At 52.3% G+C, this 24,275-nt stretch carries 23 protein-coding genes and 2 tRNA genes; 13 read left to right on the top strand and 12 right to left on the bottom strand.

Going from position 1 to position 24,275, the window contains the following annotated elements:
• Positions 1–24: 24 nt before the first annotated feature.
• Positions 25–438 carry a DUF3617 domain-containing protein gene (locus JFC11_RS17700; protein WP_232482965.1) on the bottom strand — a complete coding sequence of 138 codons (414 nt, stop codon included), beginning with the start codon at positions 436–438 and terminating at the stop codon, positions 25–27.
• Positions 439–620: 182 nt separating this feature from the next.
• Between JFC11_RS17700 and JFC11_RS17705 the strand changes: the two genes are divergently transcribed.
• Positions 621–830, top strand: coding sequence for a zinc ribbon domain-containing protein (locus JFC11_RS17705; protein ID WP_038482745.1), 210 nt, complete (start codon positions 621–623; stop codon positions 828–830).
• Positions 831–841: 11 nt separating this feature from the next.
• On the opposite strand, the gene JFC11_RS17710 is transcribed toward JFC11_RS17705, so the two are convergent.
• The 4 genes from JFC11_RS17710 to JFC11_RS17725 form a co-directional block, all read right to left on the bottom strand.
• Positions 842–1,684, bottom strand: coding sequence for an ABC transporter permease subunit (locus tag JFC11_RS17710; RefSeq protein WP_198350181.1), 843 nt, complete (start codon positions 1,682–1,684; stop codon positions 842–844).
• The gene (locus tag JFC11_RS17715; RefSeq protein ID WP_232482968.1) at positions 1,681–2,589 is read right to left on the bottom strand and encodes an ABC transporter permease subunit; all 909 of its coding nucleotides are present in this window, start codon (positions 2,587–2,589) and stop codon (positions 1,681–1,683) included. The genes JFC11_RS17710 and JFC11_RS17715 overlap by 4 nt, the downstream gene beginning before the upstream one ends.
• A 34-nt stretch (positions 2,590–2,623) precedes the next feature.
• Positions 2,624–3,808, bottom strand: a complete 1,185-nt coding sequence (locus JFC11_RS17720; protein WP_198350182.1) for an ABC transporter ATP-binding protein — start codon at positions 3,806–3,808, stop codon at positions 2,624–2,626.
• 93 nt (positions 3,809–3,901) lie between these two features.
• A complete protein-coding gene (locus JFC11_RS17725; RefSeq protein WP_038482736.1) occupies positions 3,902–5,005 on the bottom strand; it encodes a polyamine ABC transporter substrate-binding protein in 1,104 nt (367 codons plus the stop codon).
• A 342-nt stretch (positions 5,006–5,347) separates the two neighbouring features.
• Here JFC11_RS17725 and ahpC point away from each other — a divergent pair, with 342 nt between their 5' ends.
• Both ahpC and ahpF read left to right on the top strand, forming a co-directional pair.
• Complete coding sequence (gene ahpC, locus JFC11_RS17730; protein ID WP_038482734.1) at positions 5,348–5,911, top strand: alkyl hydroperoxide reductase subunit C; 564 nt, start codon at positions 5,348–5,350, stop codon at positions 5,909–5,911.
• Positions 5,912–6,124: 213 nt separating this feature from the next.
• Positions 6,125–7,681 (top strand): alkyl hydroperoxide reductase subunit F, encoded by a 1,557-nt coding sequence (gene ahpF / locus JFC11_RS17735; RefSeq protein ID WP_198350183.1) that lies wholly within the window; start codon positions 6,125–6,127, stop codon positions 7,679–7,681.
• Positions 7,682–7,802: 121 nt separating this feature from the next.
• Here ahpF and JFC11_RS17740 read toward each other — a convergent pair whose 3' ends face one another.
• Genes JFC11_RS17740 through hemA form a run of 5 tightly spaced genes read right to left on the bottom strand, consistent with a single transcriptional unit; the run spans position 7,803 to position 12,352 of the window.
• A complete protein-coding gene (locus tag JFC11_RS17740) occupies positions 7,803–8,558 on the bottom strand; it encodes a HesA/MoeB/ThiF family protein (RefSeq protein ID WP_198350184.1) in 756 nt (251 codons plus the stop codon).
• Between the two features lie 4 nt (positions 8,559–8,562).
• Positions 8,563–9,063, bottom strand: coding sequence for an Lrp/AsnC ligand binding domain-containing protein (locus tag JFC11_RS17745; RefSeq protein WP_038482725.1), 501 nt, complete (start codon positions 9,061–9,063; stop codon positions 8,563–8,565).
• Positions 9,064–9,096: 33 nt separating this feature from the next.
• Complete coding sequence (gene prmC, locus JFC11_RS17750) at positions 9,097–9,942, bottom strand: peptide chain release factor N(5)-glutamine methyltransferase (RefSeq protein WP_319618845.1); 846 nt, start codon at positions 9,940–9,942, stop codon at positions 9,097–9,099.
• A 14-nt stretch (positions 9,943–9,956) separates the two neighbouring features.
• Positions 9,957–11,045: a peptide chain release factor 1 gene (gene prfA, locus JFC11_RS17755; protein ID WP_095602303.1), complete on the bottom strand. Its 1,089-nt coding sequence runs from the start codon at positions 11,043–11,045 to the stop codon at positions 9,957–9,959.
• Entirely contained in the window at positions 11,042–12,352 is a 1,311-nt protein-coding gene (hemA, locus tag JFC11_RS17760) for a glutamyl-tRNA reductase (protein ID WP_038482719.1), read from the bottom strand. The genes prfA and hemA overlap by 4 nt, the downstream gene beginning before the upstream one ends.
• A 283-nt stretch (positions 12,353–12,635) precedes the next feature.
• Between hemA and JFC11_RS17765 the strand changes: the two genes are divergently transcribed.
• From JFC11_RS17765 to JFC11_RS17805, 9 genes are all read left to right on the top strand, one after another.
• Positions 12,636–14,429 (top strand): tetratricopeptide repeat protein, encoded by a 1,794-nt coding sequence (locus tag JFC11_RS17765; protein WP_038482716.1) that lies wholly within the window; start codon positions 12,636–12,638, stop codon positions 14,427–14,429.
• Between the two features lie 70 nt (positions 14,430–14,499).
• Entirely contained in the window at positions 14,500–15,153 is a 654-nt protein-coding gene (gene lolB, locus JFC11_RS17770) for a lipoprotein insertase outer membrane protein LolB (protein WP_038482713.1), read from the top strand.
• A 17-nt stretch (positions 15,154–15,170) separates the two neighbouring features.
• Positions 15,171–16,031: a 4-(cytidine 5'-diphospho)-2-C-methyl-D-erythritol kinase gene (gene ispE, locus JFC11_RS17775; protein ID WP_038482710.1), complete on the top strand. Its 861-nt coding sequence runs from the start codon at positions 15,171–15,173 to the stop codon at positions 16,029–16,031.
• A 31-nt stretch (positions 16,032–16,062) separates the two neighbouring features.
• A tRNA-Gln gene (locus JFC11_RS17780) sits at positions 16,063–16,137 on the top strand.
• Positions 16,138–16,195: 58 nt separating this feature from the next.
• Positions 16,196–17,137 (top strand): ribose-phosphate pyrophosphokinase, encoded by a 942-nt coding sequence (locus JFC11_RS17785; RefSeq protein WP_009722639.1) that lies wholly within the window; start codon positions 16,196–16,198, stop codon positions 17,135–17,137.
• 96 nt (positions 17,138–17,233) lie between these two features.
• Entirely contained in the window at positions 17,234–17,875 is a 642-nt protein-coding gene (locus tag JFC11_RS17790; protein ID WP_095602305.1) for a 50S ribosomal protein L25/general stress protein Ctc, read from the top strand.
• 162 nt (positions 17,876–18,037) lie between these two features.
• Positions 18,038–18,619 (top strand): aminoacyl-tRNA hydrolase, encoded by a 582-nt coding sequence (gene pth / locus JFC11_RS17795; protein WP_038482702.1) that lies wholly within the window; start codon positions 18,038–18,040, stop codon positions 18,617–18,619.
• 108 nt (positions 18,620–18,727) lie between these two features.
• Complete coding sequence (gene ychF / locus JFC11_RS17800) at positions 18,728–19,819, top strand: redox-regulated ATPase YchF (protein ID WP_038482699.1); 1,092 nt, start codon at positions 18,728–18,730, stop codon at positions 19,817–19,819.
• 78 nt (positions 19,820–19,897) lie between these two features.
• Positions 19,898–19,974, top strand: a tRNA-Met gene (locus JFC11_RS17805).
• Positions 19,975–20,038: 64 nt separating this feature from the next.
• On the opposite strand, the gene JFC11_RS17810 is transcribed toward JFC11_RS17805, so the two are convergent.
• Positions 20,039–21,343, bottom strand: coding sequence for a M18 family aminopeptidase (locus JFC11_RS17810; RefSeq protein WP_198350186.1), 1,305 nt, complete (start codon positions 21,341–21,343; stop codon positions 20,039–20,041).
• A 138-nt stretch (positions 21,344–21,481) separates the two neighbouring features.
• Between JFC11_RS17810 and JFC11_RS17815 the strand changes: the two genes are divergently transcribed.
• Positions 21,482–23,581, top strand: coding sequence for a carboxy terminal-processing peptidase (locus JFC11_RS17815; RefSeq protein ID WP_198350187.1), 2,100 nt, complete (start codon positions 21,482–21,484; stop codon positions 23,579–23,581).
• A gap of 71 nt (positions 23,582–23,652) precedes the next feature.
• Here the strand turns inward: JFC11_RS17815 and JFC11_RS17820 are convergent, their stop codons facing one another.
• Entirely contained in the window at positions 23,653–24,015 is a 363-nt protein-coding gene (locus JFC11_RS17820) for a metalloregulator ArsR/SmtB family transcription factor (RefSeq protein ID WP_198350188.1), read from the bottom strand.
• Positions 24,016–24,275: the final 260 nt, after the last annotated feature.

A 24,275-nucleotide genomic window follows, 5' to 3' on the forward strand; every position in this document is an offset into this window, starting at 1 on the left:
GTCATGAAGATGCTAACTGCCGTCTTATTCGCAGTTACCAATACGCTCGCCTTCAATCACTGTATTCATGGTCAGCTCACCCATCGGCGATTGGGTGAATATATCCACGTTACCTTCGATCTGCTCACCCATAAAACGCATTTCGCCGTCGATAGTCGCTTCACCGCCATCGGCACGGCAAACCATGCTGTAGGAAAGGCCATCGGCATTCATATCCTGGCTGAGCAGCTCGCAACCCTCTTCCTCTTCAATGAAGCCAAACTCAGCGCTATCCAGCTCTTCTTGAGTGATGCACTGACGTTCGGTTTCCGTTTGATCCGGAATTTGCATGTCACCACTCATGCTAGTCACGCTGACAAACTCCCACTCGCCAGGCTTGACGTTAGGGGTTTCTGCCTGGGCGACCATCGGGAAGGCCAAAAAGGCCGCTACTGCCATGTGTCGTATCATCATCGCACTCATCTCTAGGTGGCTTTAAGGAATACGTCATTATCCTACCTGATTCATTACTTACATGTCCTACCGGACAAGGTCACTGCTACACTATTATCTTCAGACTTACTCATTTTCAGGGCTTTTCGATAAAAGGGCGCTAGCGATTACATTAAGGGGAAATAGCCATGCAGGATGACGCGCTAGTAAATCATGATTTTTACTGCCCCTACTGCGATACACCACTCACGTTTCTTATCGACACCTCTCAAGGTAGCCACGATACCTGGGAGGATTGCCACCAGTGCTGTGCGCCGATTCAATTACACATCATTGTCTCGCTAATAACCGGTGAGCTAGAAGCAGTGCTCACCGGGCGAGACGACGATGTGCTTTAACACCCTAGTCGCTAAGCACTCTCGGCTTGTCGCAATAGTGCTTTTCGTTTTGCTTCACCCCGACGCATGAAGAACCACGCCAATAGCGTCGTGAGCGATACGGCCAGAATAATCAGCGTAGCCAGCGCATTGATCTTAGGCGACACCCCCATCCGCACTGACGAAAACACCACCATTGGCAGCGTGTTGGCACCAGGGCCAGAGACAAAGCTGGCAATAACCAAGTCATCTAGTGAAAGCGTGAATGCCAGCAACCACCCCGCTGCTAATGCAGGCGAAATAACAGGCAGCGTAATAAAGAAGAAAGTCTTCACCGGTGGCGAGCCTAAATCCATGGCAGCTTCTTCAATAGAGCGATCAATTTCACGTAAGCGGGCTGCCACGACCACCGCAACATACGCACTACAAAACGTTGTGTGAGCAATCCATATAGTCGCCATGCCACGATCAGCCGGCCAGCCAATCAGTTGAGCCATCTGCACAAATAGCAATAATAGCGACAGCCCCGTAATAACTTCCGGCATTACCAGCGGCGCGGTAACCATACTCGACAGTGCCGTCTTGCCGCGAAAATGGCCATAGCGCGTCATTACAAAAGCGGCCACTGTACCCAAGCATACCGCCATGCTGGCGGCAAAAAAGGCAATTTTCAGACTTGTCCAAACCGCAGACAGGATCTGTTGATCACGAAAAAGTTCGCCATACCATTGTGTGGAGAATCCTGCCCACACTGTCACCAGCCGTGAGGCATTGAAGGAGTAGACCACCAACACCACCATGGGCAAATAAAGAAACAACAGACCCAACACTAACATCACTGTGGTAAAGCCTGGGCGTCTACGCAGTCTCATCATGATTCAAGCTCCCGTGACTGGTAGCGATGGAACCACACAATGGGAATTAACAGCAGCAATAGCATTACCATGGCTAACGCCGAGGCCACAGGCCAGTCGCGGTTTAAGAAGAACTCTTCCCATAGCACTTTACCAATCATCAGCGTATCCGGGCCCCCGAGCAGCTCAGGGATCACAAACTCACCCACGGCGGGAATAAATACCAGCATAGAGCCCGCGATGATTCCGCCCATAGAGAGCGGCAGCGTGACTTTGATAAAGGTATTAAGCTTGCGCGAACCCAAATCAGACGCCGCTTCTAGCAGCGAGTTATCCAACCGCGTTAGATGGGCATAAAGTGGTAGTACCATAAACGGCAGATAGGCATAAACAATGCCGATAATGACAGCAAACTGGGTGTTCATCATGCGTAGTGGTGAGTCGATCAGCCCCATTCCCAACAATACGTTATTGATTAACCCGCTATTACTTAAAATACCCATCCATGCATAGACGCGAATCAAAAACGACGTCCACGACGGCAGCATTACCAACAGCAGCAAAATAAGTTGCCAGCGCCCCGGAGCACGGGCCATCGCATACGCCATCGGATAGCCAATCAACAGACATACTGCTGTCGCTACAAACGCGGTTTTTATCGAGCCCCAGTAGGCCGCCACATAGAGAGAATCTGACAACAAAAACAAATAGTTGCCTAGATTCAAAAAGATATTGAGCGTTTGATCAGCATACTCAACCAGCGGCCCATAGGGGGGAATAGCAATTGCTGCTTCCGAAAGGCTAATCTTTAGGACCAGCGCGAACGGCAACAAAAAGAATAGCGTAAGCCACAAAAGCGGAAGCGCGATAACTGCGCGACGACCTAACTGCAACCGCTTTACGAAGCCTGCAATGCGAGATGGCATCACGATAGACGATCTCCTGTCAGCCACTGAGGCATTAGCGGTTCAGCACGATAGCGCTATGGTCTTCCCAATAGACATAAACACTATCCTCCCAGGTTGGGCGATCACCACGCCGCTCAGTATTGGCCATACTCACTTTGATCATTTGCCCAGAGGCAGTACGCACGTAGTAAAGCGAGTAGCCCCCCAAGTAAGCGATATCATCAACCTTGCCTGCTTCCCAGTTGTACTCTGCGGATGGCTGCTCACGGGTTAGCCAGATTTTTTCAGGGCGCAGCGCAGCCCACACGCGGCGATCTACCGCCTGGGTCGTGATGCCATGATCAATATAAAGCGGTCGAGATAATGCGGGTGATGCAATGCGACAGTGGTCCGCAGCGTCTTCGACGATTTCACCTTCGAACAGATTCACTGTGCCGACAAATTCCGCCACCATTCGGCTGGCTGGACTTTCATAAATATCGACCGGTGAACCCACCTGCTCTATCCAGCCATCGGCCATAATCGCAACGCGGTCGGCCATGGTCATGGCTTCTTCTTGATCATGAGTCACCATGATGCAGGTCACTCCTACCTGCTCAATGATCTCGACAACCTCAAGCTGCATTTCAGTGCGCAGTTTTTTATCCAACGCCCCCATCGGCTCATCCAGCAACAGCAGCTTGGGACGCTTGGCCAGTGAACGGGCAAGCGCTACCCTCTGGCGCTGTCCGCCGGAAAGCTGATGCGGTTTACGCTTAGCAAAACGTTCCATATGCACTAGTTTGAGCATTTGTGCGACACGCGCATCGACATCTGCCTTAGCTAGCTTGTCCTGCTTGAGCCCAAAAGCGATGTTTTGCGCTACCGTCATGTGGGGAAATAACGCGTAGGATTGAAACATCATATTGATTTGACGCTTATGTGGCGGCATAGAGGTGATATCTTCGCCGCCAAGCAGAATCCGCCCTTCGCTGGGCGTCTCAAACCCTGCCAACATACGCAACAACGTCGACTTGCCTGATCCTGACCCACCTAGCAAGGCGAAAATTTCGCCGCGCTTTACCTGTAAATTAACATCATCGACCGCAAGCGCATCGTCGAAGCGCTTACTTAAGCGCTTTACCTCAAGCACAATATCTTCTGCAAACCTTGGCGTTTTTCCCTGAGCGCGCTGAGCGGCGGGAGGGGTTACCGCAGGAGAGGATGACGGCTCGTTCGACAGGGGCGTAGTGACCATTCGCCACTCCCATCAAAAGGCCCGGAAACCGGGCGTTAAAAAAGTAACAGCGAGCCCAGCATTCGCTTGGCTCGCTGTTAGGCGATGACTAAATTAACGACCTGATTTGACGCGATTCCAGATACGCGTACGTGCGCGCAGAACGTCTTGAGGTTTTTCAGCCTGCAAATAGAGGTTTTCCATCACTTCGGCTTCAGGGTAAATAGCCGGGTCATTGATAATTTCATCAGAGAGATATTCATTAGCCGCCGCATTAGGGTTGGCATAACGCACGTACTCGGTAATTTCAGCGGCGATTTCCGGATCAAGAATAAAGTTAATGAAGGCGTGGGCATTTTCAGAATTCGGCGCATCAGCAGGCACTGCCATCATATCAAACCACAGCGCGGCCCCCTCTTTAGGAATGCTGTAGCCAATAGTGAAGTCACGACCGGCTTCTTCGGCACGATCAGCCGCCTGGAAAACATCACCGGAATAGCCTGCGGCCACACAAACATCACCATTCGCCAAGTCGGAAACATAACGAGAAGAGTGGAAATAAGTCATGTCATCGCGAACACTGGCAATGAGTTCACCAGCAGCTTCCAGGTCTTCGATATTTTCGCTACGCGGATCAAACCCTAGATATGCCATGGCGGGAGACAGCATTTCATCAGCAGAATCCAGCATCGACAGCCCACAACCGGCCTCGCTCAACGCGGCGGTAATTTCAGGATCAAAGAGCAGCGCCCAGCTATTCATTGGCGCGTCATCGCCTAAAATGTCTGTCACACGATCAACATTATAACCAATGCCGTTGGTACCCCACATATAGGGCACCGAGTATTCGCTACCCGAATCGATCTCTTCCAGGCTGGCCATCAATTCAGGATTGAGGTTATCTAAATTAGGCAATAGCTCATGATTGAGGGGCTGGAAAACACCGGCCTTTACCTGGCGGGTAAAATAATAAGTAGAAGGAACCACGACATCGTAGCCAGAACGGCCAGACAAAAGCGCAGCGTCTAATATTTCATTGCTGTCATAAACATCATAGGTCACTTCAATACCGGTGCGCTCGGTAAACTTTTCTAGCGTTTCAGGGGCGATATAGTCGGACCAGTTGTAAACTCGCACTTCATTTGCTTGGGCATTAGCAGCCGCTACGGCAAAAGATAGGGCCGTAACGGCCACTGAAAGTTTGTGAATATTGCCCATCTCACTACTCCTTATTAAAACCAATATCGCTAAGAATATTTCGTTAACTACCGAGTCATTCAAACGTCAAGCTTACGCTAAAACATTAAAAACAGCTGTGGCTACTATGCCAGATAAGCGAATTTTGCGGTGCAGCGACATCTATCGCAAGCCCATGGGGAAAATTCTTGTATTCTGCTTCATGCGACCCCACTTGTAGGGTAGCCAACTCAGAAAAACACACATTGATAGTCTAAAACTATTGCTTAGATTCATTTTTACAATTTTAGCTATTGGTCGTAGTTGGTTACCATGAGTAATAACTTTTTTCACTGCCACTCACTTATTCTGGAGACGTTCTGAATGTCCTTGATCAATACTGAAGTAAAACCGTTTAAAGCGACTGCCTACCTGAACGGCGAATTTATCGACGTCACTGAAGCAGACTTGCAAGGTAAGTGGTCTATTTTCTTCTTTTACCCTGCTGATTTCACCTTTGTCTGCCCGACTGAGCTGGGTGACTTGGCTGACAACTACGCTGAATTTAAAAAGCTAGGTGTTGAAATCTACAGCGTGTCTACTGACACCCACTTTACTCACAAAGCTTGGCACGACAGCTCTGAAACCATCGGCAAGCTGCAGTACCCGATGATTGCTGATCCGACCCTACAGATCTCTCGCAACTTCGAGGTATTGATTGAAGAAGCAGGTCTTGCAGAGCGTGGCACCTTCGTTGTTGACCCCGACGGCAAAATTCAGATCGTCGAAATCAACGCTGGCAACATCGGCCGTAACGCTGAAGAGCTACTGCGCAAAGTGAAGGCTGCCCAGTACGTTCGCGAGAACCCAAATGAAGTATGCCCGGCTAAATGGAAAGAAGGCGAAGAGACACTTGCCCCGTCTCTGGACCTCGTAGGCAAAATCTAAACGGCCTACCGCTGCCGTTCAGGGTTGCCCCTTAAGGCAGCACGACACCCGGGCATACCCCGGGTGTCCTGTTTTTAAGTACCCGTTTTTGAGTACCCGTGTTAACGCAACCATCGTTTTCCCTATCGCTCTTACTCATGCTGCGGTCTTTCAACAGCAGCGAGCGTTTTAGGTTGAGAACTCATTACTGCTGACTGCGAGGAAGCCACTGTCATGCTGGACGCCAATTTAAAAAATCAGTTGAAAGCTTATTTAGAAAAAGTGACTCAACCGTTCGAGATCGTTGCGTCCCTCGATGACGGTGCCAAGTCACGTGAATTGCTAGGTTTGCTCGAAGACATCAGCGGCCTATGCGACAAGATTACACTACAAACTGACGGTCAAGATAATCGCACGCCGTCATTTGCCATTAACCTCCCCGGCGAAGAAACCGGCGTGGTATTTGCTGGCATCCCGATGGGGCACGAGTTCACCTCGCTGGTGCTGGCACTGCTACAAGTGGGTGGACACCCTCCAAAAACGTCCGAAGAACTGCTAAATCAAATCAAGGCGCTTGACGGCGAAATGCTGTTCGAGACGTATTACTCGCTCTCCTGCCAAAACTGCCCAGACGTTGTTCAAGCGCTCAATTTGATGGCGATTTTCAATCCAAATATTCGCCACGTAGCCATTGATGGCGCACTGTTCCAAGATGAAGTCGAAGCTCGGGAAATCATGTCGGTTCCCAGCATCTATTTAAACGGTAAACCGTTTGACCAGGGACGTATGACCTTAGAGCAGATTCTAGCCAAGGTTGATACAGGTGCTGCCGAACGAGAAGCGAAAAAACTTAGCGAAAAAGCCGCCTTTGATACGCTGGTAATTGGTGGTGGCCCTGCAGGTGCCTCAGCAGCAATCTACTCTGCCCGTAAAGGGATCAACACAGGCGTTGCTGCTGAGCGTTTCGGTGGACAGGTGGCAGACACCATGGGCATTGAAAACTTCATCTCCGTCAGCCATACCGAAGGCCCTAAACTGGTTAGCGCTCTGGAAGAGCATGTTAAAGAGTATGACGTTGACGTTATGAACCTTCAGCGCGCCACGTCGTTTAAAGCAGCTGAAAACGAAGGTGATTTGCACGAAATAACCTTCGAGTCGGGCGCTAAGCTGAAGAGTAAAACCCTCGTCCTGGCAACCGGTGCGCGTTGGCGCGAGATGAATGTGCCTGGTGAACAACAGTACCGCAACAAAGGCGTTGCTTACTGCCCCCACTGCGATGGCCCGCTATTTAAAGGCAAGCGCGTAGCAGTGATTGGCGGCGGCAACTCTGGCGTTGAGGCCGCTATCGATCTGGCCGGTATTGTAGGCCACGTCACCCTAGTCGAGTTTATGGGTGAGATGCGTGCAGACGCCATACTACAGAAAAAGCTTAAGAGCCTGCCTAACGTCGACATTATTTTAAACGCTGAAACCACGGAAGTGACAGGCGACGGAAGCCGGGTTAACGGCTTAGCCTATAAAGATCGCAATATCGATGAGCTGAAAACCATCGCACTAGAAGGCATCTTTGTTCAAATTGGCTTAGTGCCTAATACCGAATGGCTGAAAGGCTCACCGATTGAAATGACGCCACGCGGCGAAATCATTGTCGATGCCCATGGCATGACGTCGGTTCCAGGCGTATTTGCCGCAGGCGACGTGACTACCGTGCCATACAAGCAAATTATTATCGCCATGGGTGAAGGTTCAAAAGCATCACTTGGTGCGTTTGACTATTTGATTCGCCACTAATCTGATCGACATTAGCTAGCCTGAGGGGTGGACCCCCTGCCGCCCTTTAGGCTGTTTCCTTTGACGTAAAAGACCGTGACGTCACGCCCGCTGCCCTGCGGGCGTTTTTTTGCTCGTAGGGTTAATCAGTGTGCCCACACACTGAGCAAGCAGGATCACGCGGCACCTGAAAATGACGCCACTGCCCGCTCAAACCCTCAAAAGTGGCGAGTCCTTGATGCGGCTTTCCTGCACCGCTCAACAGCTTAAAAGCTTCTATCGCTTGAAAACAGCCAATCAACCCAACCAGTGGCGCCATGACACCGCTTTCTGCACAACTCAAGGCTTCATCTTCACTATCGCCAGGAGGATACAGGCACGCATAACAGGGGCATGCAGGGTTGCGAGGATCAAAGACGGCTAACTGCCCAGAAAAACGAATTGCCGCTCCTGAGACAAGTGGCACACCTGCCTGCTGAGCAGCAGCGTTAATCGCATAACGGCTTGAAAAACGATCGGTGCAATCTAGCACCACATCTGCCGACGCTACCAGTGCCTCAAGCGCCTTGCCATCTGCATATTGCTCCAAGGCGATTACATGGCACTCAGGGTTAAGTGCCTGCATGCTCGCTTTTGCTGAACGTGCCTTGTTGGTGCCGATATTCGCCTGCTGGTGAGCAATCTGGCGCTGCAGGTTTGACAACTCTACCGTGTCAGCGTCGGCAATAGTGATTTTGCCCACGCCAGCGGCCGCTAAGTAAAGCGCCACGGGAGACCCAAGCCCACCTGCACCGACAATCAGAGCATGAGCATTTCTCAAGCGCTCCTGCCCCTCAATATCAACCTCGGGTAGCATAATTTGGCGGCTATAGCGCAGCAGCGCCTGATCATCCATCATGGGATTACTTATCCTCAAATTCCTCGAAATCGGGTATGTGTAAGTTGAAGCTCTCTTTCACTTCTTCCATTACCACATAGCTTTTGGACTCTTTTACTCCAGGCAGTGTCAGTACGACATCGCCTAGCAGTTGCCGGTAAGCGGACATCTCAGGAATTCGGCATTTTAAAATATAATCAAACTGGCCAGACACCAAGTGACACTCCTGGATTTGCGGCAGTTTCTCGACCGCCCGACGAAACTCATCAAACACAGCAGGGGATTGAGTTTCCAGGCTAATCTCCACAAAGACCAACAAATTCGCTTTCAGTGCCTGCGGATCAAGAATAGCTTGATAGCCGCGAATGATACCCGCACGCTCAAGGCGCTTAACACGCTCTAAACACGGGGTTGTGGATAAGCCGACTTCAGCGGCAAGGTCGACATAGGAAATTCGCGCATTTTCCTGCAGACAGCGCAGAATTTTAAGATCGATCCGGTCCAGCGTTCTATTTTTTGGTTTCATGGCAGGATCCAATACTGATGAATCAGGCAGTTATTAAAGGTGCCCCAGGGTAACCCGTTCATGACCTCCAACGTCTTGCACACTTTCAACGTTTTGGAAGCCAGCACGCACTAACGCAGTGCGTACGTTGGTCGCTTGCGTATAACCATGCTCTAGGGCAAGCCAGCCGCCATCGGAAAGGTAGCCACAAGCAGTGCTAATCAAATGCAGCAAATCCGCCATCCCGTCAGCATCGGCCACTAGTGCCGATAATGGCTCAAAACGCACATCACCCAGCCGCAAATGTGGGTCGTCGGCAGCTATATAGGGCGGGTTACTAACAATAATATCGAATGCAACCGCTTGAGGGGGCTGAGCGAACGCGCTAAACCAATCGCTAATTACGAACCGAGCATTATCGATCTTCAGCGCTTGTGCATTTCGCGTTGCGAGCGCCACTGCTTCTGGGCGAATATCCGCCCCTATTACTTGCCAGTTAGGTTTCTCGCTGGCAAACGCAAGTGCAATAGCGCCAGTGCCAGAGCCAAGATCCAGCAACCTCCCCGCCCTCGCCTTGGCACGCATTAGGACAGCCTCAACCAGGGTTTCGGTATCAGGGCGTGGAATCAGCGTTTCTGTCGATGTTGCCAGCCGCAGCCCCCAAAATTCTCGTTCACCGGTCAGATAGGCAATTGGCATTCCCTGGGCACGTGCCGCCACCAACGCATCAAATCGTGCTTGCTCCCAAAGGGGGCACTCACAATCTCCCCAGGTATACAGCCAAGTACGGTCATGCCCTGTTGCGTGGCTGAGCAGTACCTCGGCATCAATTCTAGGGGAAGGCGAACCTACCGTTTGCAGCCGAGTCGCCGCTCGTCGTAAAAGAGCATCGAAAGTCACAACATCAAAGCTCATTAGGCGTCCTGAAGGGCCGAAAGCTGCTCTGCTTGATATTCGTGAATGAGCGGTTCAATGACATCATCAAGCTGCTCACCCGTAATGACTTCCGTTAGTTTATAGAGTGTCAGGTTAATACGGTGGTCGGTAATCCGACCCTGGGGAAAATTGTAAGTCCGGATTCGTTCACTACGATCCCCTGAACCGACCAATGAGCGGCGAGCGTCTGCTTGCTCTTGGCGCTGCGAGTCAACCGCATTGCGTTTGAGCTTGGCTGCCAGCAACGACATCGCCTTTGCACGGTTTTTATGCTGACTGCGCTCTTCCTGGCACTCCACCACGACGCCTGTAGGTAGGTGAGTAATACGAATAGCGGAATCTGTGGTGTTGACGTGCTGACCACCCGCGCCACTGGAGCGATAGGTATCAACGCGTAAATCAGAGGGATTAATATCGATATCGCCCACGTCGTCCACTTCAGGCATGACCGCCACCGTGCAGGCGGACGTATGTATCCGGCCTTGCGATTCCGTCGCGGGCACGCGCTGTACGCGGTGCGCGCCAGATTCAAATTTCAAGCGCGCATAGACACCATCGCCTTTCACGCGAGAAATAACTTCTTTGTAACCGCCCTGCTCGCCGTGACTTGCACTGACCACTTCAACGCGCCAGCCACGCTTTTCCGCATAACGTGAGTACATGCGAAACAGATCACCCGCAAAAATAGCGGCTTCATCGCCGCCCGTACCAGCACGCACTTCCAAGAAAACACCGCGACCATCATCGGGATCTTTAGGCACCAGCAGGCGTTTCAGCTCACTATCCAGGGCTTCAAGTTTCTCACGCCCCTCACTGATTTCCATTTCCGCCAGCTCGCGCATATCGGGGTCGCTGTCGCGACTTAACTGCACGGCTTCTTCGATGCTTTCTTCTACCTCGCCGTAGCGCTGCCAGGCGGCGACCAGCTCTTCTAATTCCGCGTACTCACGGGAGTAGTCGCGAAAACGCTGCTGATTATTAATCACTTCAGGGTCAGACAGCAGCATTGCCAGCTCTTCAAAACGGTCGGAAAAGCTATCTAGACGTTGGCGCAAAGTCTCTTTCATGCGGGTGTATCATCCTTCTGGCATTTTACCGCGGCCACTGGTTGCTCAAAGGCAGGCTTAGCAGGCAGTAGTATATTGGGCGCGGCATTCAGCAACTCGTTATTTTCTTGGGATGCAGCGTTGCGCAAGGCAAGCGTGGGCTGGTGCATTAACCGATTCGCCAATTGGTGAGCTAGACGTTCAATCACCTTGGCAGGATCTTCACCCTTGGCTAATCGCTCAAGAGCTTGCTCACGGGAATGATCTCGAATGGCCTCTCCGTGACGTCGATAGTCGCGAATAATTTCGCCGCCATTGCGGATTCGACGCTCATGCTGCCAACTACCCACCCCGTGCTCGATGAGTGATTCAGCCTGATCAGCGGCAACTTGACGGTGACGGCGATTCTCTTCAATGACCTCTTGCAAATCATCAACGGTATAAAGGAAGACATCTGCAAGCTCACCCACTTCTGGCTCGATATCACGGGGCACCGCGATATCCACCATAAACACCGGTCGATGGCGGCGCTTTTTCAGCGCACGCTCTACCATTCCCTTCCCTAGGATCGGCAGCGGAGAAGCCGTGGAGGATATGACGATATCAGCCTGCTCTAACGCCTCCGGTATTTCTGGCAGTGTAATAGCAGAACCACCCAGAGGAGCAGACACTTGCTCAGCGCGTTCCCGGGTACGATTGGCTACCGTGAGATGCCGCACACCGGCTTCATGAAGATGACGCGCTACCAGTTCAATGGTTTCTCCCGCCCCGATCAAAAGCGCTCTGGCACGGCTAAAATCATCAAAAATACGGCTAGCCATACTGACAGCAGCATACGCGACCGACACTGGATTTTTGCCAATGCCCGTTTCCGTGCGCACTTGTTTGGCTACCGCGAAGGTGTGTTGGAATAACCGCTCCAATTCCCCCCCCAACCCATTGGCTTGGCGGGCCTGCTGATAAGCATCTTTTAACTGACCGAGTATTTGTGGTTCGCCCAGCACCATAGAGTCCAGGCCAACGGCGACACGCATCAGATGACGCGCAGCATCGTTGTCAAGATAATGATAAGCACAGCGGGAAAGCTCTTCGACGCGCAAATTATGAAAGCGCCCAAGCCAATCCAGCACGGCATGCTCACCGGCGGCATCCGTAACGCAATAAAGCTCGGTACGGTTACACGTCGAAAGCACAGCCGCTTCGCTGATTTGTGGCAGGTTACGCAGTTCCGTCAACGCGCTTTCCAGCTGCGTTGGCGTAAATGCAACCTGCTCACGTACGGCCACGCTGGCGGTACGATGATTTATTCCCAGGGCAAGAAGCGTCATGCGTTATGCGTCTTCGCTAGTGGATCGGTCGTCACGTCACTTGTCGATCTGAATGTCTGGAGCTTGCTATAGCAAGTCTAAAGAGTGGGTAGATACGATGAACTATGAGTAGATACTATGAACTATAAGTAGATACTATGAGTAGACACCATGGATTGCACCACCTCACCCCGTTTTCAAGGTGTAATATTCTATCACAGCACAGCATGTTCTGGCGCACACCACTTTGCCGCAGGCAACCAAGCCGCTATGCTGAGCACTCGGCCACCTGATCGAGAGACGCATGCCCCTTCGCGCGACACTACTGGGTCACCCCCTATCGTTACTGGGTTTACCCTTACTGCCCTTGGCCGCAACGCTACTACTGGGCGGCTGCCAGCTTTCCCCGTCTTCCTTTGAGAACGGGGTTCAAAATGATGCTTATGATCCCATGCAATCAGCACCGCCCATTACTCGCGGGTTGGATGCTGAGGGTCTTCGCTCGTTGCTAGCAGCAGAAATTGCTGGCCAACGGGGCGATTATCGCTACGCCAGCCAAGGCTACCTGGAAGCGTCCCGGCGCTATCGCAACCCTGCGTTAGCCGAGCGCGCCACCTTTGCAGCACGCTTTGGCAATGATGTCGCATTAATGGAAGCCTCCGCGATACGTTGGCGTGAATTAGCCCCTCAAGCAGAGCTGCCGAACAGATTGCTGGCAACCCTCTCATTGCAACGCGGAGACTGGCTGGACAGCTTAGAGCAGCGTCTGGCGATCACCGAAGCAGGGGGCAATGGCGAAATAGCCGCTTTTTCTGAGGCGGCTGTGGCCGAAGAGGCGCCACTGAGCCTATTAATCCAACCATTGCGCGATTATCTTGCCCAGCCTGGCGCTCAGAAAAATGAATTCCATAGCGATGTTTTACTTGGCGCCGCACTGATCGAGTCAGCACTAGGGCAAACACGTCAAGCGCAACAGCATCTGGATCAAGTAACGCAGCTGTCACCTGAATCTGCCGCTTTGTGGCTTGCTAAGGCGCGCCTAGCATTAGAGACTGGAGATCATCGTGGTGCTCAGAACGCCGCTCAAAGGGGGCTAGATTTAGCGCCCGATGATGTCCGTTTTATATTAATGTTAGCCCAAGCTGAAATTCGCCTGAACAACATTACCGCTGCGGAAGCACACACCACTACGTTGTTAGAAACGCATGGTGGTAACGAAGAATTACGTATTGCTCTCGCCCAACTCTATTTGGAAGAAGGCCATAGCGAGCCAGCGTATCGATTACTGCAACCTCTGATTGGTCAGGAACGCGTACCTAACACTGCCTACTTCTTATTGGGGGCCATTGCCCAATCCCAAGGAGAAGTCGATAACGCGCTGCTTTATTATCGGCAAGTACAAGACGGCAACGAGTTTCTTCCGGCCCGAGCCGCCGCTGCACGTATGCTGATTGAAAATGATCGCCTGCTAGATGCTCGCGCTATGCTGCGTGTTGAGCGAATGCGCCATGACGACTACTTCGGCGAGCTGGTAATGCTAGAAATACAGCTACTGGATGAATTTAATCTGCAAGAAGATGCCATGGCACTACTTGATAGAGAGCTGGCTCGTACGCCAGATGACACCAGCCTGCTTTATTTAAGGGCAATGCGCGCGTGGGAAACGGGCGATATTGAAGCGATGGAGCGCGATCTGCGCCAAATACTGCATACCGAACCTGATAATGCAGATGCATTAAACGCATTAGGCTACACGCTTGCCGACCTGAACCTCCAGGGTCGTCTTGAAGAAGCACGTGATTTGATTGAGCGTGCCTATGAAGCAGATCCCAACAACCCTGCAATACTCGACAGCATGGGCTGGGTCTATTTCCGGCTCGGCCAGCCTGACAATGCACTTGCGTGGTTAGAGAGCGCCTACGCACAAGTGCCTGATCAAGAAATTGCCGCTCATTTAGCCGAAGTTCTTCATGCCCTAGGGCGCAGTGAAGAAGCACGCCAGCTTATTGAGCGCATTCTTCAACGGGCAAGCTATCACCCGCAAATTGATGACTTACTTGAGCGCCATCCTGAACTAACACCGTTAAGCACGCCCTAATACGGCATGCCCTTATAAAAGCATGCCCTTATGAAAGATAGTTTACGCAGTACTGACATGGAGCCAGTTTATGTTGACCAATTCCCTGCCCGCGAGCCGTTTATCAATCTGCAGGCGCTCAACTCGCTTGTTACTGGCCGGTATTGCCCTGTTAACGCTGGCCGGATGCGCCACCCAAGCGCCTGTAGACGATGGCGGACGTCAGGCTGGACAATGGGAGCGCCAGCAAGCCGACGTTGAAGCCTTCGATACCTGGACACTCGTGGGCAAAGCAGGGCTGCGCACCCCCCAGGAAAATACCAGCGCCAACCTAGACTGGAATCAACACCCCCACTACTTCCGCATGCTAATCAGTGGCCCCTTTGGCGGCGGACGCAGCGTGCTAGAAGGTCGCGAAGGGCGCTTTTCGCTAACCACTAGCGATGGTCGCTTTGAAGCCGAAACACCGGAAGCATTAATGGAAGAGCAACTTGGCTGGTCATTGCCGGTTCGCGCCATGCCTAACTGGGTACGAGGCCTACCGGGCGAGCACGCCAGCTACCAGTTGGAATCAGACGAACTCGGCTTCCCTAACCACTTACAGCAAGATGGTTGGGAGATCGACTACCGCGATTGGGAGCAAGTAGAGGGCATGTGGCTGCCTCGTCGACTAGTGATGAACTACGGCGACCTGCGCATCACCCTGGTCGTCAATCAGTGGCAATCCACTAACTCGGACTCCTAGATCAGTAGAGAGATCACATGCCTGCAACACCCTCGGCGTTGACACTGCCTGCTCCCGCTAAGCTAAACCGCATGTTGCATATCGTAGGCCGTCGTCAAGACGGCTATCACGAGCTGCAAACGCTTTTTCAGTTTATCGATTTGTGTGATTACCTTACCTTCACGCCACGCACTGACAGCGCCATTACGCTTTCCAACACTCTTAGTGGCGTTGCCCATAACGACAATTTAATTGTACGTGCAGCACAATTGTTGCAACAGGCAAGCGGCATTCAGCAAGGCGTCTCAGTCGCCATCGAAAAAAATCTGCCGATGGGAGGCGGTCTTGGCGGTGGAAGCTCTAATGCAGCGACCACCCTGGTCGGGTTGAATCACCTATGGCAACTAGGACTAAGTAGAGAAGCGCTTGCAAAACTAGGGTTGGCACTAGGTGCCGATGTCCCGGTATTCGTTCACGGTCACAGCGCTTGGGCGGAAGGCGTTGGCGAAAAGCTTACTTCTGTCACGCTAGATACGCCCTGGTTCGTGGTCATCCATCCAGGTGTTAGCGTCTCAACACCAGCAATCTTCCAAGACCCGGAATTGACACGCGACAGCCTCCCCATTACTATGGCGCGCGCACTGCAGGGGGGAGCGCCGGAGTGGCGTAACGACTGCGAAGCTATCGTCAAAAAACGCTATCCGCCAATTGCGGAAGCATTAGACTGGCTCACGCAGCATGCACCTAGTCGGTTGACCGGTACCGGCGCCTGCTTGTTTGCGGCTTTCGATTCACAGCAAGCCGCGCAAGCCGTCGCACATATGGCAGGTCAATATTGGCATTCATGGGTAGCGCGCGGACTCAACACCTCTCCCCTACAAGATGCTCTGGGCCGCTGAAAGCGCCCGGTCATCGCATTAGGTTTATTGCTGGGGTATCGCCAAGTGGTAAGGCACCGGTTTTTGGTATCGGCATTCCCAGGTTCGAATCCTGGTACCCCAGCCAACCTAATTATGATCTGCGTTTTCTCCCCTGATCCCCAACACTGCAAAGGTGGCTGCGCGTGTCAAAATTGATGGTTTTCACCGGGAATGCCAATCCCGAACTCGCTCAAAAGATTGCCGAGAGCTTAGACAGCCGTATGGGTAATGCTACGGTCGGTCAATTTAGCGACGGCGAAATCGCGGTCGAGATCAATGAGAACGTGCGTGGTAAGGATGTGTTCATCCTGCAATCCACCTGTGCCCCCACGAACGATAACCTGATGGAACTGATTTTGATGGTGGACGCCCTGCGTCGCGCCTCAGCTGCCCGTATTACGGCAGTCGTTCCCTATTTTGGCTATGCACGCCAGGATCGTCGCGTCCGTTCAGCTCGCGTTCCCATCTCAGCAAAAGTTGTTGCTGATATGATGGTAAAAGCTGGCGTTGATCGCGTTATGACGATGGATCTGCACGCTGACCAAATTCAAGGTTTCTTCGACGTACCGGTTGACAACGTTTACGGCTCGCCCATTTTGCTGGACGACATCGAGCGCCAGAACTATGACGACCTTGTTGTGGTTTCTCCCGATGTCGGTGGCGTTGTGCGCGCTCGCGCTATCGCCAAACAGCTTAACGCGGATCTTGCCATTATTGATAAGCGTCGCCCCCAGGCCAATCAGGCCCAGGTAATGCACATCATCGGTGAAATCGAAGGCCGCACCTGTGTGGTTGTCGATGACATGATTGATACCGCTGGCACGCTCTGCAAAGCTGGCGAAGCGCTAAAAGATCACGGCGCAGCACGCGTTGTCGCTTATGCAACACACCCGATATTGTCTGGCCCTGCCGTCGACAATATTACCAACTCGGTGCTGGACGAGGTTGTCGTGACCGACACCATTCCGCTTTCCGACACTGCCCGTCGCAGCGGAAAAATTCGCCAGCTGAGCGTTGCCGGACTCATCGCGGAAGCCATCCGTCGAGTCAGCAACGAAGAATCCGTTAGCGCGATGTTCCACTAATCGCCTGACGCAGTAGCCCCCTATTGGGGCCCTGGAAGCGTCGTCGTCTGGTCGCGGTCGGCGGCGTTTCCTTACTTAAACCAAGAGGCAAATTAAATGTCTGATTTTATCCTGAAAGCCAGCGTTCGTAACGACCTGGGGAAAGGTGCGAGCCGCCGCCTGCGTCGTGCGAACCAACAAGTACCGGCCGTTGTTTATGGCGGTGAAAAAGGCGCTCAGTCTATCTCTGTAGAAAAAACTGCTTTCTACAAAGCGATTGAAGACGAGTCCTTCTTCTCTTCGGTGATCAAACTGGTCATCGACGGTACTGAAGAGCAAGTGGTTGTTCGTGACCTACAGCGTCACCCATTCAAGCCGCTGTTAACCCACGCTGACTTCCTGCGTGTTGACGCTACTCACGAAATCACCATGAACGTGCCGCTGCACGTCGTTGGCGAAGAGAAGTGTGTCGGCATCAAAGATCAAGGCGGCGAACTGCACGTCCTGGCCAATGAAGTAGCCATTAGCTGCTTGCCGAAAGATCTTCCGGACTTCCTGGAAGTTGATATCAGCAACGTCGAGCTGGGCACCACCCTTCACCTGTCTGACCTGACCTTGCCTGCAGGCGTTACGTCTGTTGACCTGTCTCACGGTGAAGAGCATGACAACGCCGTTCTAAGCATCACCAAAGTAAAAGTACGTGGCGGTGATGATGAAGAGAGCGAAGGTGAAGGCGAAGAAGAGTCCAGCGCTGAGTAAAGCGCTAGCTCTCGGCGCTGCCAACTGATGCTTTTCAGTGCCACCTGGGTCATGCCTGCATGGCTCAGGAATGATAAAATCAAGCGCTTCGGCGCTTGATTTTTTTTTGCGGCCTGACATGACGTCGAAAATTTCGTCTAGAAATTTTTATGAGGTGGGACAATGAGCCAGGTAACGGCCATTATTGGCCTGGGAAACCCCGGTGCAGATTACGATGCAACTCGCCATAATGCGGGCTTTTGGCTGGTAGACGCCATTGCACGCAGTGCGCACACAGAGCTTCGCCCGGAAAAGAAATTTTTGGGCCTGTACGCCAAAGCACGTGTTGGCGACCATGAACTGCACCTTCTCAACCCCACTACTTTTATGAATCGTAGCGGTGCTGCCGTCGCAGCGCTTGCACAGTTTTTCAAACTAACGCCTGACAATTTACTGGTTGCTCATGATGAGCTAGACCTTCCGCCAGGACAGGCACGCTATAAGACCGGCGGTGGCCATGGCGGTCATAACGGCTTGCGAGACATTATTAGCGCCTTAGGCAACCAGAAGCAGTTTCATCGGGTAAGAATTGGCATTGGCCACCCAGGAGAAGCACGTCAGGTCGTTAACTATGTGCTAGGCCGACCCGGCAAAGCCGAACGGGAAGCCATTGAAAGCGCTTTGGATGAGTGCCTAGCTACGCTACCACTTGCACTCTCTGGCGACTGGGCTAAAGCCATGAACCGCCTTCATAGCGTAAAATAGCAGCACACTTAATAAGCACCTTTATAATCAGGCGTTCTAGCACGCCCTTTTTTCAATATTGGCAGACGCTTCCCTTGTTGCGCTGCCCTAGCGGCCAGGAAGTAATTTATGGGCTTTAACTGCGGTATCGTCGGCCTACCTAATGTAGGCAAATCCACGCTTTTTAATGCGCTGACCAAATCAGGTATTGATGCAGAAAACTTCCCATTCTGCACCATTGAGCCGAACGTAGGCATAGTACCAATGCCTGACCCGCGACTTGATAAGCTTGCGGAGATCGTCAAGCCACAAAAAGTGCTGCCGACAACAATGGAATTTGTCGATATCGCAGGCTTAGTCGCCGGGGCATCCAAAGGCGAAGGCTTGGGCAACAAGTTCTTGGCCAATATTCGCGAAACCCAGGCGATCGCCCATGTCGTACGCTGCTTTGATAATGACAACGTAATCCACGTTGCCAACCAAGTGGACCCACGGGCAGATATTGAAACCATCAACTTGGAACTGGCACTTGCCGACCTGGATACCGTCGAAAAAGCCAGCCAACGCCTCGTTCGTGCAGTGAAAGGCGGCGACAAAGATGCCACTGCCACCAAGGCCATTCTTGACCGCATTCAGCCACATCTCGCTGAAGGTATGCCGCTGCGTAGCTTTGGTCTTGATGAAGATGAGAAGCGCCAGATTAAGAGCTTCGGTTTCTTAACGCTCAAGCCCACCATGTACATTGCCAACGTTAACGAGGATGGCTTCGAGAACAATCCCTACCTGGATATCGTTAATGAGATTGCGGCAGAAGAAGGCGCTGCAGTGGTGCCGGTATGTAACCAGTTAGAAGCTGAGATTGCCGAGCTGGATGACGAAGAACGTAGCATGTTCCTATCAGAAATGGGCATGGAAGAGCCAGGGCTTGATCGCGTCATTCGCGCAGGCTATGCCCTGCTTGGCCTACAAACATATTTCACCGCTGGCGTTAAAGAAGTCCGCGCCTGGACAGTGAAAGAAGGCGCTAGCGCCCCAGAAGCCGCTGGCGTGATTCACACCGATTTCCAGAAAGGTTTTATCCGCGCGGAAGTGGTTGCTTACGAAGACTTTGTCGCTCTCAATGGCGAGCAAGGGGCTAAAGATGCTGGCAAATGGCGCTTAGAAGGTAAGGATTACATCGTTAAAGATGGCGATGTTATTCATTTCCGTTTTAACGTCTGATCAGCTGCCGCTTGATAAACAAAAAAAGAAACACTTGACGAACGACGGGCTACTGAGTAATATTCGCCCCCGTTGAATGGCTACGTAGCTCAGCTGGTTAGAGCACATCACTCATAATGATGGGGTCCCCTGTTCAAATCAGGGCGTAGCCACCACACGAATATTGAAAGCCCGCTGACTCAGTCAGCGGGCTTTTTTCGTTATTGATCAGCAATGTACTCAGCACAAATCAGAACGATTCAAAAACACCGTCAACGCCTGGGTCAAATAATCAACATCTCGGGTACCTGCTGTTTCGCGAACTGAATGCATTGCCCACTGAGGAAGCCCTACATCAATCGTCGGCACGCCCACCTCAGTAGCCGTAATCGGCCCGATAGTGCTACCACAACCCATATCTGAACGAGTAACAAACGACTGTACGGGCACATCTGCCTCACGACACACATCCCGAAACAGCGCCCCCGTTACACTGTTAGTGGCATAACGCTGATTAGCATTTACCTTAATAACTGGGCCACCATTAATTGCAGGGCCATGACGTTCATCGTGCTTGTCTTGGAAATTCGGGTGTAAAGCATGAGCGTTATCGCATGAAATCATAAGCGATGACTGAATCAGCTGAATCAGCGACTCTTCAGTCGCACCACCTACCTGGGCATTTAAACGCTTCAGCACATCACCTAAGAAAGGCCCCTGAGCACCGCATGCACTGGCACTACCCACCTCTTCATGGTCATTAGCAACCAATAAGGCCCCCTGGCTAGCATCACACGCCAGCATCGCCTCGAGCCCCACAAAACACGACAGTAAGTTATCTAGCCGCGCACTGGCGACCAACTCCTGACGCAACCCTACCAACGATGGCGGTTGTACGTCATAAAACCCTAACTCAAAGTCAACGACTTCCACAGCGCGCAGGCCATGCTGCTCTTCCAACCAATCAGCCAATAAGTCGCTAAGCTGCGCGCTATCACTCTGCATCACAACAGGCGACATTTGCGTTTGTGGGTTAATAACACGCCCAGCGTTTACATCGCGGTCTAAATGAATCGCCAAACTAGGCACCATGGCAATCGGCCGGTCCACATTTAGCAGCACACTTTCTAAATGACCATCGGCGTGACGTACATGCACACGCCCTGCCAACCCCAAGTCGCGATCAAACCACGGGGCTAACAACACACCACCATATACTTGCACCCCCAACTGCATCCATCCCGCGGCATAATGGGTGGCATTGGGTTTCAAACGCAGCCCCGGGCTGTCCGTGTGCGCACCCAACATGCGTAGGCTGGTTAACTTCTCAGCAGGCAGCTGAAATGCAATCACTGACGAATCATTGCGCGTCACGTAATAGCGCTTGCCCGGCTCAAGCTGCCAGTTAGCCGTCTCCTCAAGACGCACAAAGCCCGCCTGCTCCAAACGCTCCGCCATACAGCGAGTCGCATGCCAGGGCGTAGGCGATTGATGCAGAAAATCACATAGCCGCGTTACACGGTCCGCGTTGAAAGCTTCGGACATAGAAATCCTCATAACAGTAATGATTGAGTATCACAGGCTAAATGACCTGCTACAATGCTCCCTCGGCCTACGCAACTCATAGGCTATCTGCGGGTCTAGGGAAGAATAAGTGTACACAAATCCGGGAGAGCTTGACTGATGAGCTTGTTTGCAACGTTTTCGCGCTCGGTCGCCCTTGCTGTGATGCTGGTCATTGCCAGCCCAGCAGCGCTGGCGCAACTTGAGCCGACCGACGAACAACGCCAAGCGGCAGAGGAAATAGCGGATTCACTTCGCTATGGGCATTATGCCGATATTAACTTCGACGAGCAGTGGTCAGCGGAAGCTTTCCAACGCTATCTAGACATTCTGGACGGCCAGCGCTCCTACCTATTGAGCCGCGATATAGAGCCTTATCGCCACTTAGAGCGCGACATGGCAGAAGCACTTTTCGACGGTGACCTTGACGATGCATTTGCACTTTATAATCGCCTCAGCGAACGCCACACCGCTCGCCTAGAGTGGTTGCTAGAACGTCTTGATGAAGGGCTTTCATTCGAATTCGATAGCGACGAGCGCTTAGAGGTTGATCGCAAAGACGCCCCATGGGCAACCCGCGAAAGTGAATTAGACGAACTATGGCGCAAACGGCTCAAAAACGATGCACTGACGCTTGCTCTAACCGACCAAGATGACGAGCAGATAGAAAACAATCTGCGCCAGCGCTATGAAGGACAACTATCCCGCTTGCGTCAGTCAGAGTCTGAAGACGTCTTTGGGTTAATCATGGCGGCAGCCTCCAGCACTATCGACCCTCACACCAGTTACCTCTCCCCTCGTCAAAGCGAATCGTTTGATATTCAAATGAGCCTTTCACTTGAGGGTATCGGCGCACTACTTCAAGCTGATGGCGAATACGTTAAGGTCTCCAGCCTGGTTCCCGGTGGCCCTGCCGACCGAGCGGGCGTGCTTGAACCCGCCGACCGAATTATTGCCGTGGGCCAAGAAGAAGGCGACATGGTCAATGTGGTAGGCATGCGCCTGGACAACGTCGTCGACCTGATTCGCGGTCCTAAAGGCTCCGTTGTACGTCTGGACGTGGTGCCTGCCCAAGCAGTGGACATGACCCGCTCACAAATTGTTGAAATTACTCGCGACACCGTCAGCCTGGAAGATCAGGCAGCGCATAGCGAAGTGATAAACATTGAGCGAGACGGCAAACCTCATCGCATTGGCGTGATTAACATTCCGACGTTCTACGTCGACTTCGATGCCTGGCAAGCCGGTGAGGATGAGTATCGCAGCACCACCCGCGACGTCGCTCGAGAAATTGAAAGCCTCAAGAAAGAAGGCATTGAAGGTATTGTCCTAGATCTTCGCAATAATGGCGGTGGCGCACTTCAAGAAGCCAACTCCTTGATAGGCCTGTTTATTGACCGAGGCCCAACCGTACAGGTTCGTGATGCCCAAGGTCGCATTCAGCTCTACGGCGACACCGACGCAGGCACGACTTACGACGGGCCACTAACCGTACTGGTTAACCGTCTTTCCGCGTCAGCATCGGAGATTTTTGCTGGCGCTATTCAAGATTATGGCCGCGGCATTGTGGTAGGCGCCCCCACCTTTGGCAAAGGCACCGTACAAACGCTCAATGATCTTAGCCATGGTCAAATCAAGCTTACCCGTGCCAAGTTTTACCGTATTTCAGGTGATAGCACCCAAAACCGCGGTGTTGAACCCGACATTATATTCCCCAGCCTGATTGACCCAGAACGCATTGGTGAAAGCAGTCTAGATAATGCTCTTGCTTGGGATACCGTGCAGAACGTTCAATACCGCCGCTATGGCGACCCAGAAAACACCCTCGCCGCACTGACTTCTCAACACCAAGAACGTGCCAACGAGAATCCTAACTTCCGCTATCTAGAGCGCCAGTCCACATTGGCTCGCCAGCTACGCGAACAGCACACCAGCGTCAGCCTGAACCGCGAACAGCGCCAACGAGAGCTAGAAGCGCAAGAAGCTGAACAGCTTTCACTTGAAAACCAACGCCGTCGCGCTTTAAACCTGCCAGAGCTGGATGAGTGGATGGATGCGCGCAGCGATAATTCGCAGTCCGAAGGTAGCGAAGCAGACGCTGCTAACGAGGAGGATAAGGATAAAGACATGCCGGTTGATCGCGCCCATGTACTAGAAGCCGCCGAAATCTTACTCGACTACGCCCATCTTCAGGGCGCACAACGCATGGCTAAGCGTTAAACGAATTACTAAGCGCTAACTAACGAACGCCGACCTAAAGCAAAGGTCGGCGTTTTTTTATTGGCTAGTTATTAGCATAGTGCTGCCCGCCGTGCCGGTCGGTCGCCCATTTTCGCTAGCCGCAGGACTAGCGCCTGGAGACGTACTGCGCTACCTTCGGCGCCAGCGTCAATAGTAGCCCGCACCCAGTCTGGCAGATCAGGCGACAAGCGATAGTATACCCACTGCCCCTCCCTCTGATCGATTAGCAATCCACACTGACGCAACTGGGCTAAATGACGCGATACTTTAGGCTGCGACTCCTCTAGCGCATAGGTCATTTCGCACACACACAACGATTGCTCTTTGGCGATCAAGAGCACCAGCATTAACCGCGTTTCGTCACTTAGACACTTAAATACCTGTAGCGCATGCAAACCGACAGCTTTTCCCACGAGCACCTTCCCAAATAATGAGTATCCAAAACAGTCTATACGTCCGCCAACCGAGAGGCACAAAAAATCACCCAAATGCCAGAGGGCACTGAGTGTTATCATAAATAAAGCATTGAGATGTCAATCGCTCGATATAAGCTGGCGGCAACGCAGGTAATGCTTACGAGAAAAGCAAAGCTGGAAGATAAAAAACAGAGTGGCTCCCCGAGCAGGACTCGAACCTGCGACCCAATGATTAACAGTCATTTGCTCTACCAACT

It is taken from the genome of Vreelandella alkaliphila, assembly GCF_016107625.1.
GTDB classification, from domain to species: domain Bacteria; phylum Pseudomonadota; class Gammaproteobacteria; order Pseudomonadales; family Halomonadaceae; genus Vreelandella; species Vreelandella alkaliphila.

What these genes read in the sequence shown, in the direction of transcription:
- JFC11_RS17700 (WP_232482965.1), bottom strand. Translation starts at nt 438, where the DNA reads ATGGCAGTAGCGGCCTTTTTGGCCTTCCCGATGGTCGCCCAGGCAGAA.
- JFC11_RS17705 (WP_038482745.1), top strand. Translation starts at nt 621, where the DNA reads ATGCAGGATGACGCGCTAGTAAATCATGATTTTTACTGCCCCTACTGC.
- JFC11_RS17710 (WP_198350181.1), bottom strand. Translation starts at nt 1,684, where the DNA reads ATGATGAGACTGCGTAGACGCCCAGGCTTTACCACAGTGATGTTAGTG.
- JFC11_RS17715 (WP_232482968.1), bottom strand. Translation starts at nt 2,589, where the DNA reads ATGCCATCTCGCATTGCAGGCTTCGTAAAGCGGTTGCAGTTAGGTCGT.
- JFC11_RS17720 (WP_198350182.1), bottom strand. Translation starts at nt 3,808, where the DNA reads ATGGTCACTACGCCCCTGTCGAACGAGCCGTCATCCTCTCCTGCGGTA.
- JFC11_RS17725 (WP_038482736.1), bottom strand. Translation starts at nt 5,005, where the DNA reads ATGGGCAATATTCACAAACTTTCAGTGGCCGTTACGGCCCTATCTTTT.
- ahpC (WP_038482734.1), top strand. Translation starts at nt 5,348, where the DNA reads ATGTCCTTGATCAATACTGAAGTAAAACCGTTTAAAGCGACTGCCTAC.
- ahpF (WP_198350183.1), top strand. Translation starts at nt 6,125, where the DNA reads ATGCTGGACGCCAATTTAAAAAATCAGTTGAAAGCTTATTTAGAAAAA.
- JFC11_RS17740 (WP_198350184.1), bottom strand. Translation starts at nt 8,558, where the DNA reads ATGATGGATGATCAGGCGCTGCTGCGCTATAGCCGCCAAATTATGCTA.
- JFC11_RS17745 (WP_038482725.1), bottom strand. Translation starts at nt 9,063, where the DNA reads ATGAAACCAAAAAATAGAACGCTGGACCGGATCGATCTTAAAATTCTG.
- prfA (WP_095602303.1), bottom strand. Translation starts at nt 11,045, where the DNA reads ATGAAAGAGACTTTGCGCCAACGTCTAGATAGCTTTTCCGACCGTTTT.
- hemA (WP_038482719.1), bottom strand. Translation starts at nt 12,352, where the DNA reads ATGACGCTTCTTGCCCTGGGAATAAATCATCGTACCGCCAGCGTGGCC.
- JFC11_RS17765 (WP_038482716.1), top strand. Translation starts at nt 12,636, where the DNA reads ATGCCCCTTCGCGCGACACTACTGGGTCACCCCCTATCGTTACTGGGT.
- lolB (WP_038482713.1), top strand. Translation starts at nt 14,500, where the DNA reads ATGTTGACCAATTCCCTGCCCGCGAGCCGTTTATCAATCTGCAGGCGC.
- ispE (WP_038482710.1), top strand. Translation starts at nt 15,171, where the DNA reads ATGCCTGCAACACCCTCGGCGTTGACACTGCCTGCTCCCGCTAAGCTA.
- JFC11_RS17790 (WP_095602305.1), top strand. Translation starts at nt 17,234, where the DNA reads ATGTCTGATTTTATCCTGAAAGCCAGCGTTCGTAACGACCTGGGGAAA.
- pth (WP_038482702.1), top strand. Translation starts at nt 18,038, where the DNA reads ATGAGCCAGGTAACGGCCATTATTGGCCTGGGAAACCCCGGTGCAGAT.
- ychF (WP_038482699.1), top strand. Translation starts at nt 18,728, where the DNA reads ATGGGCTTTAACTGCGGTATCGTCGGCCTACCTAATGTAGGCAAATCC.
- JFC11_RS17810 (WP_198350186.1), bottom strand. Translation starts at nt 21,343, where the DNA reads ATGTCCGAAGCTTTCAACGCGGACCGTGTAACGCGGCTATGTGATTTT.
- JFC11_RS17815 (WP_198350187.1), top strand. Translation starts at nt 21,482, where the DNA reads ATGAGCTTGTTTGCAACGTTTTCGCGCTCGGTCGCCCTTGCTGTGATG.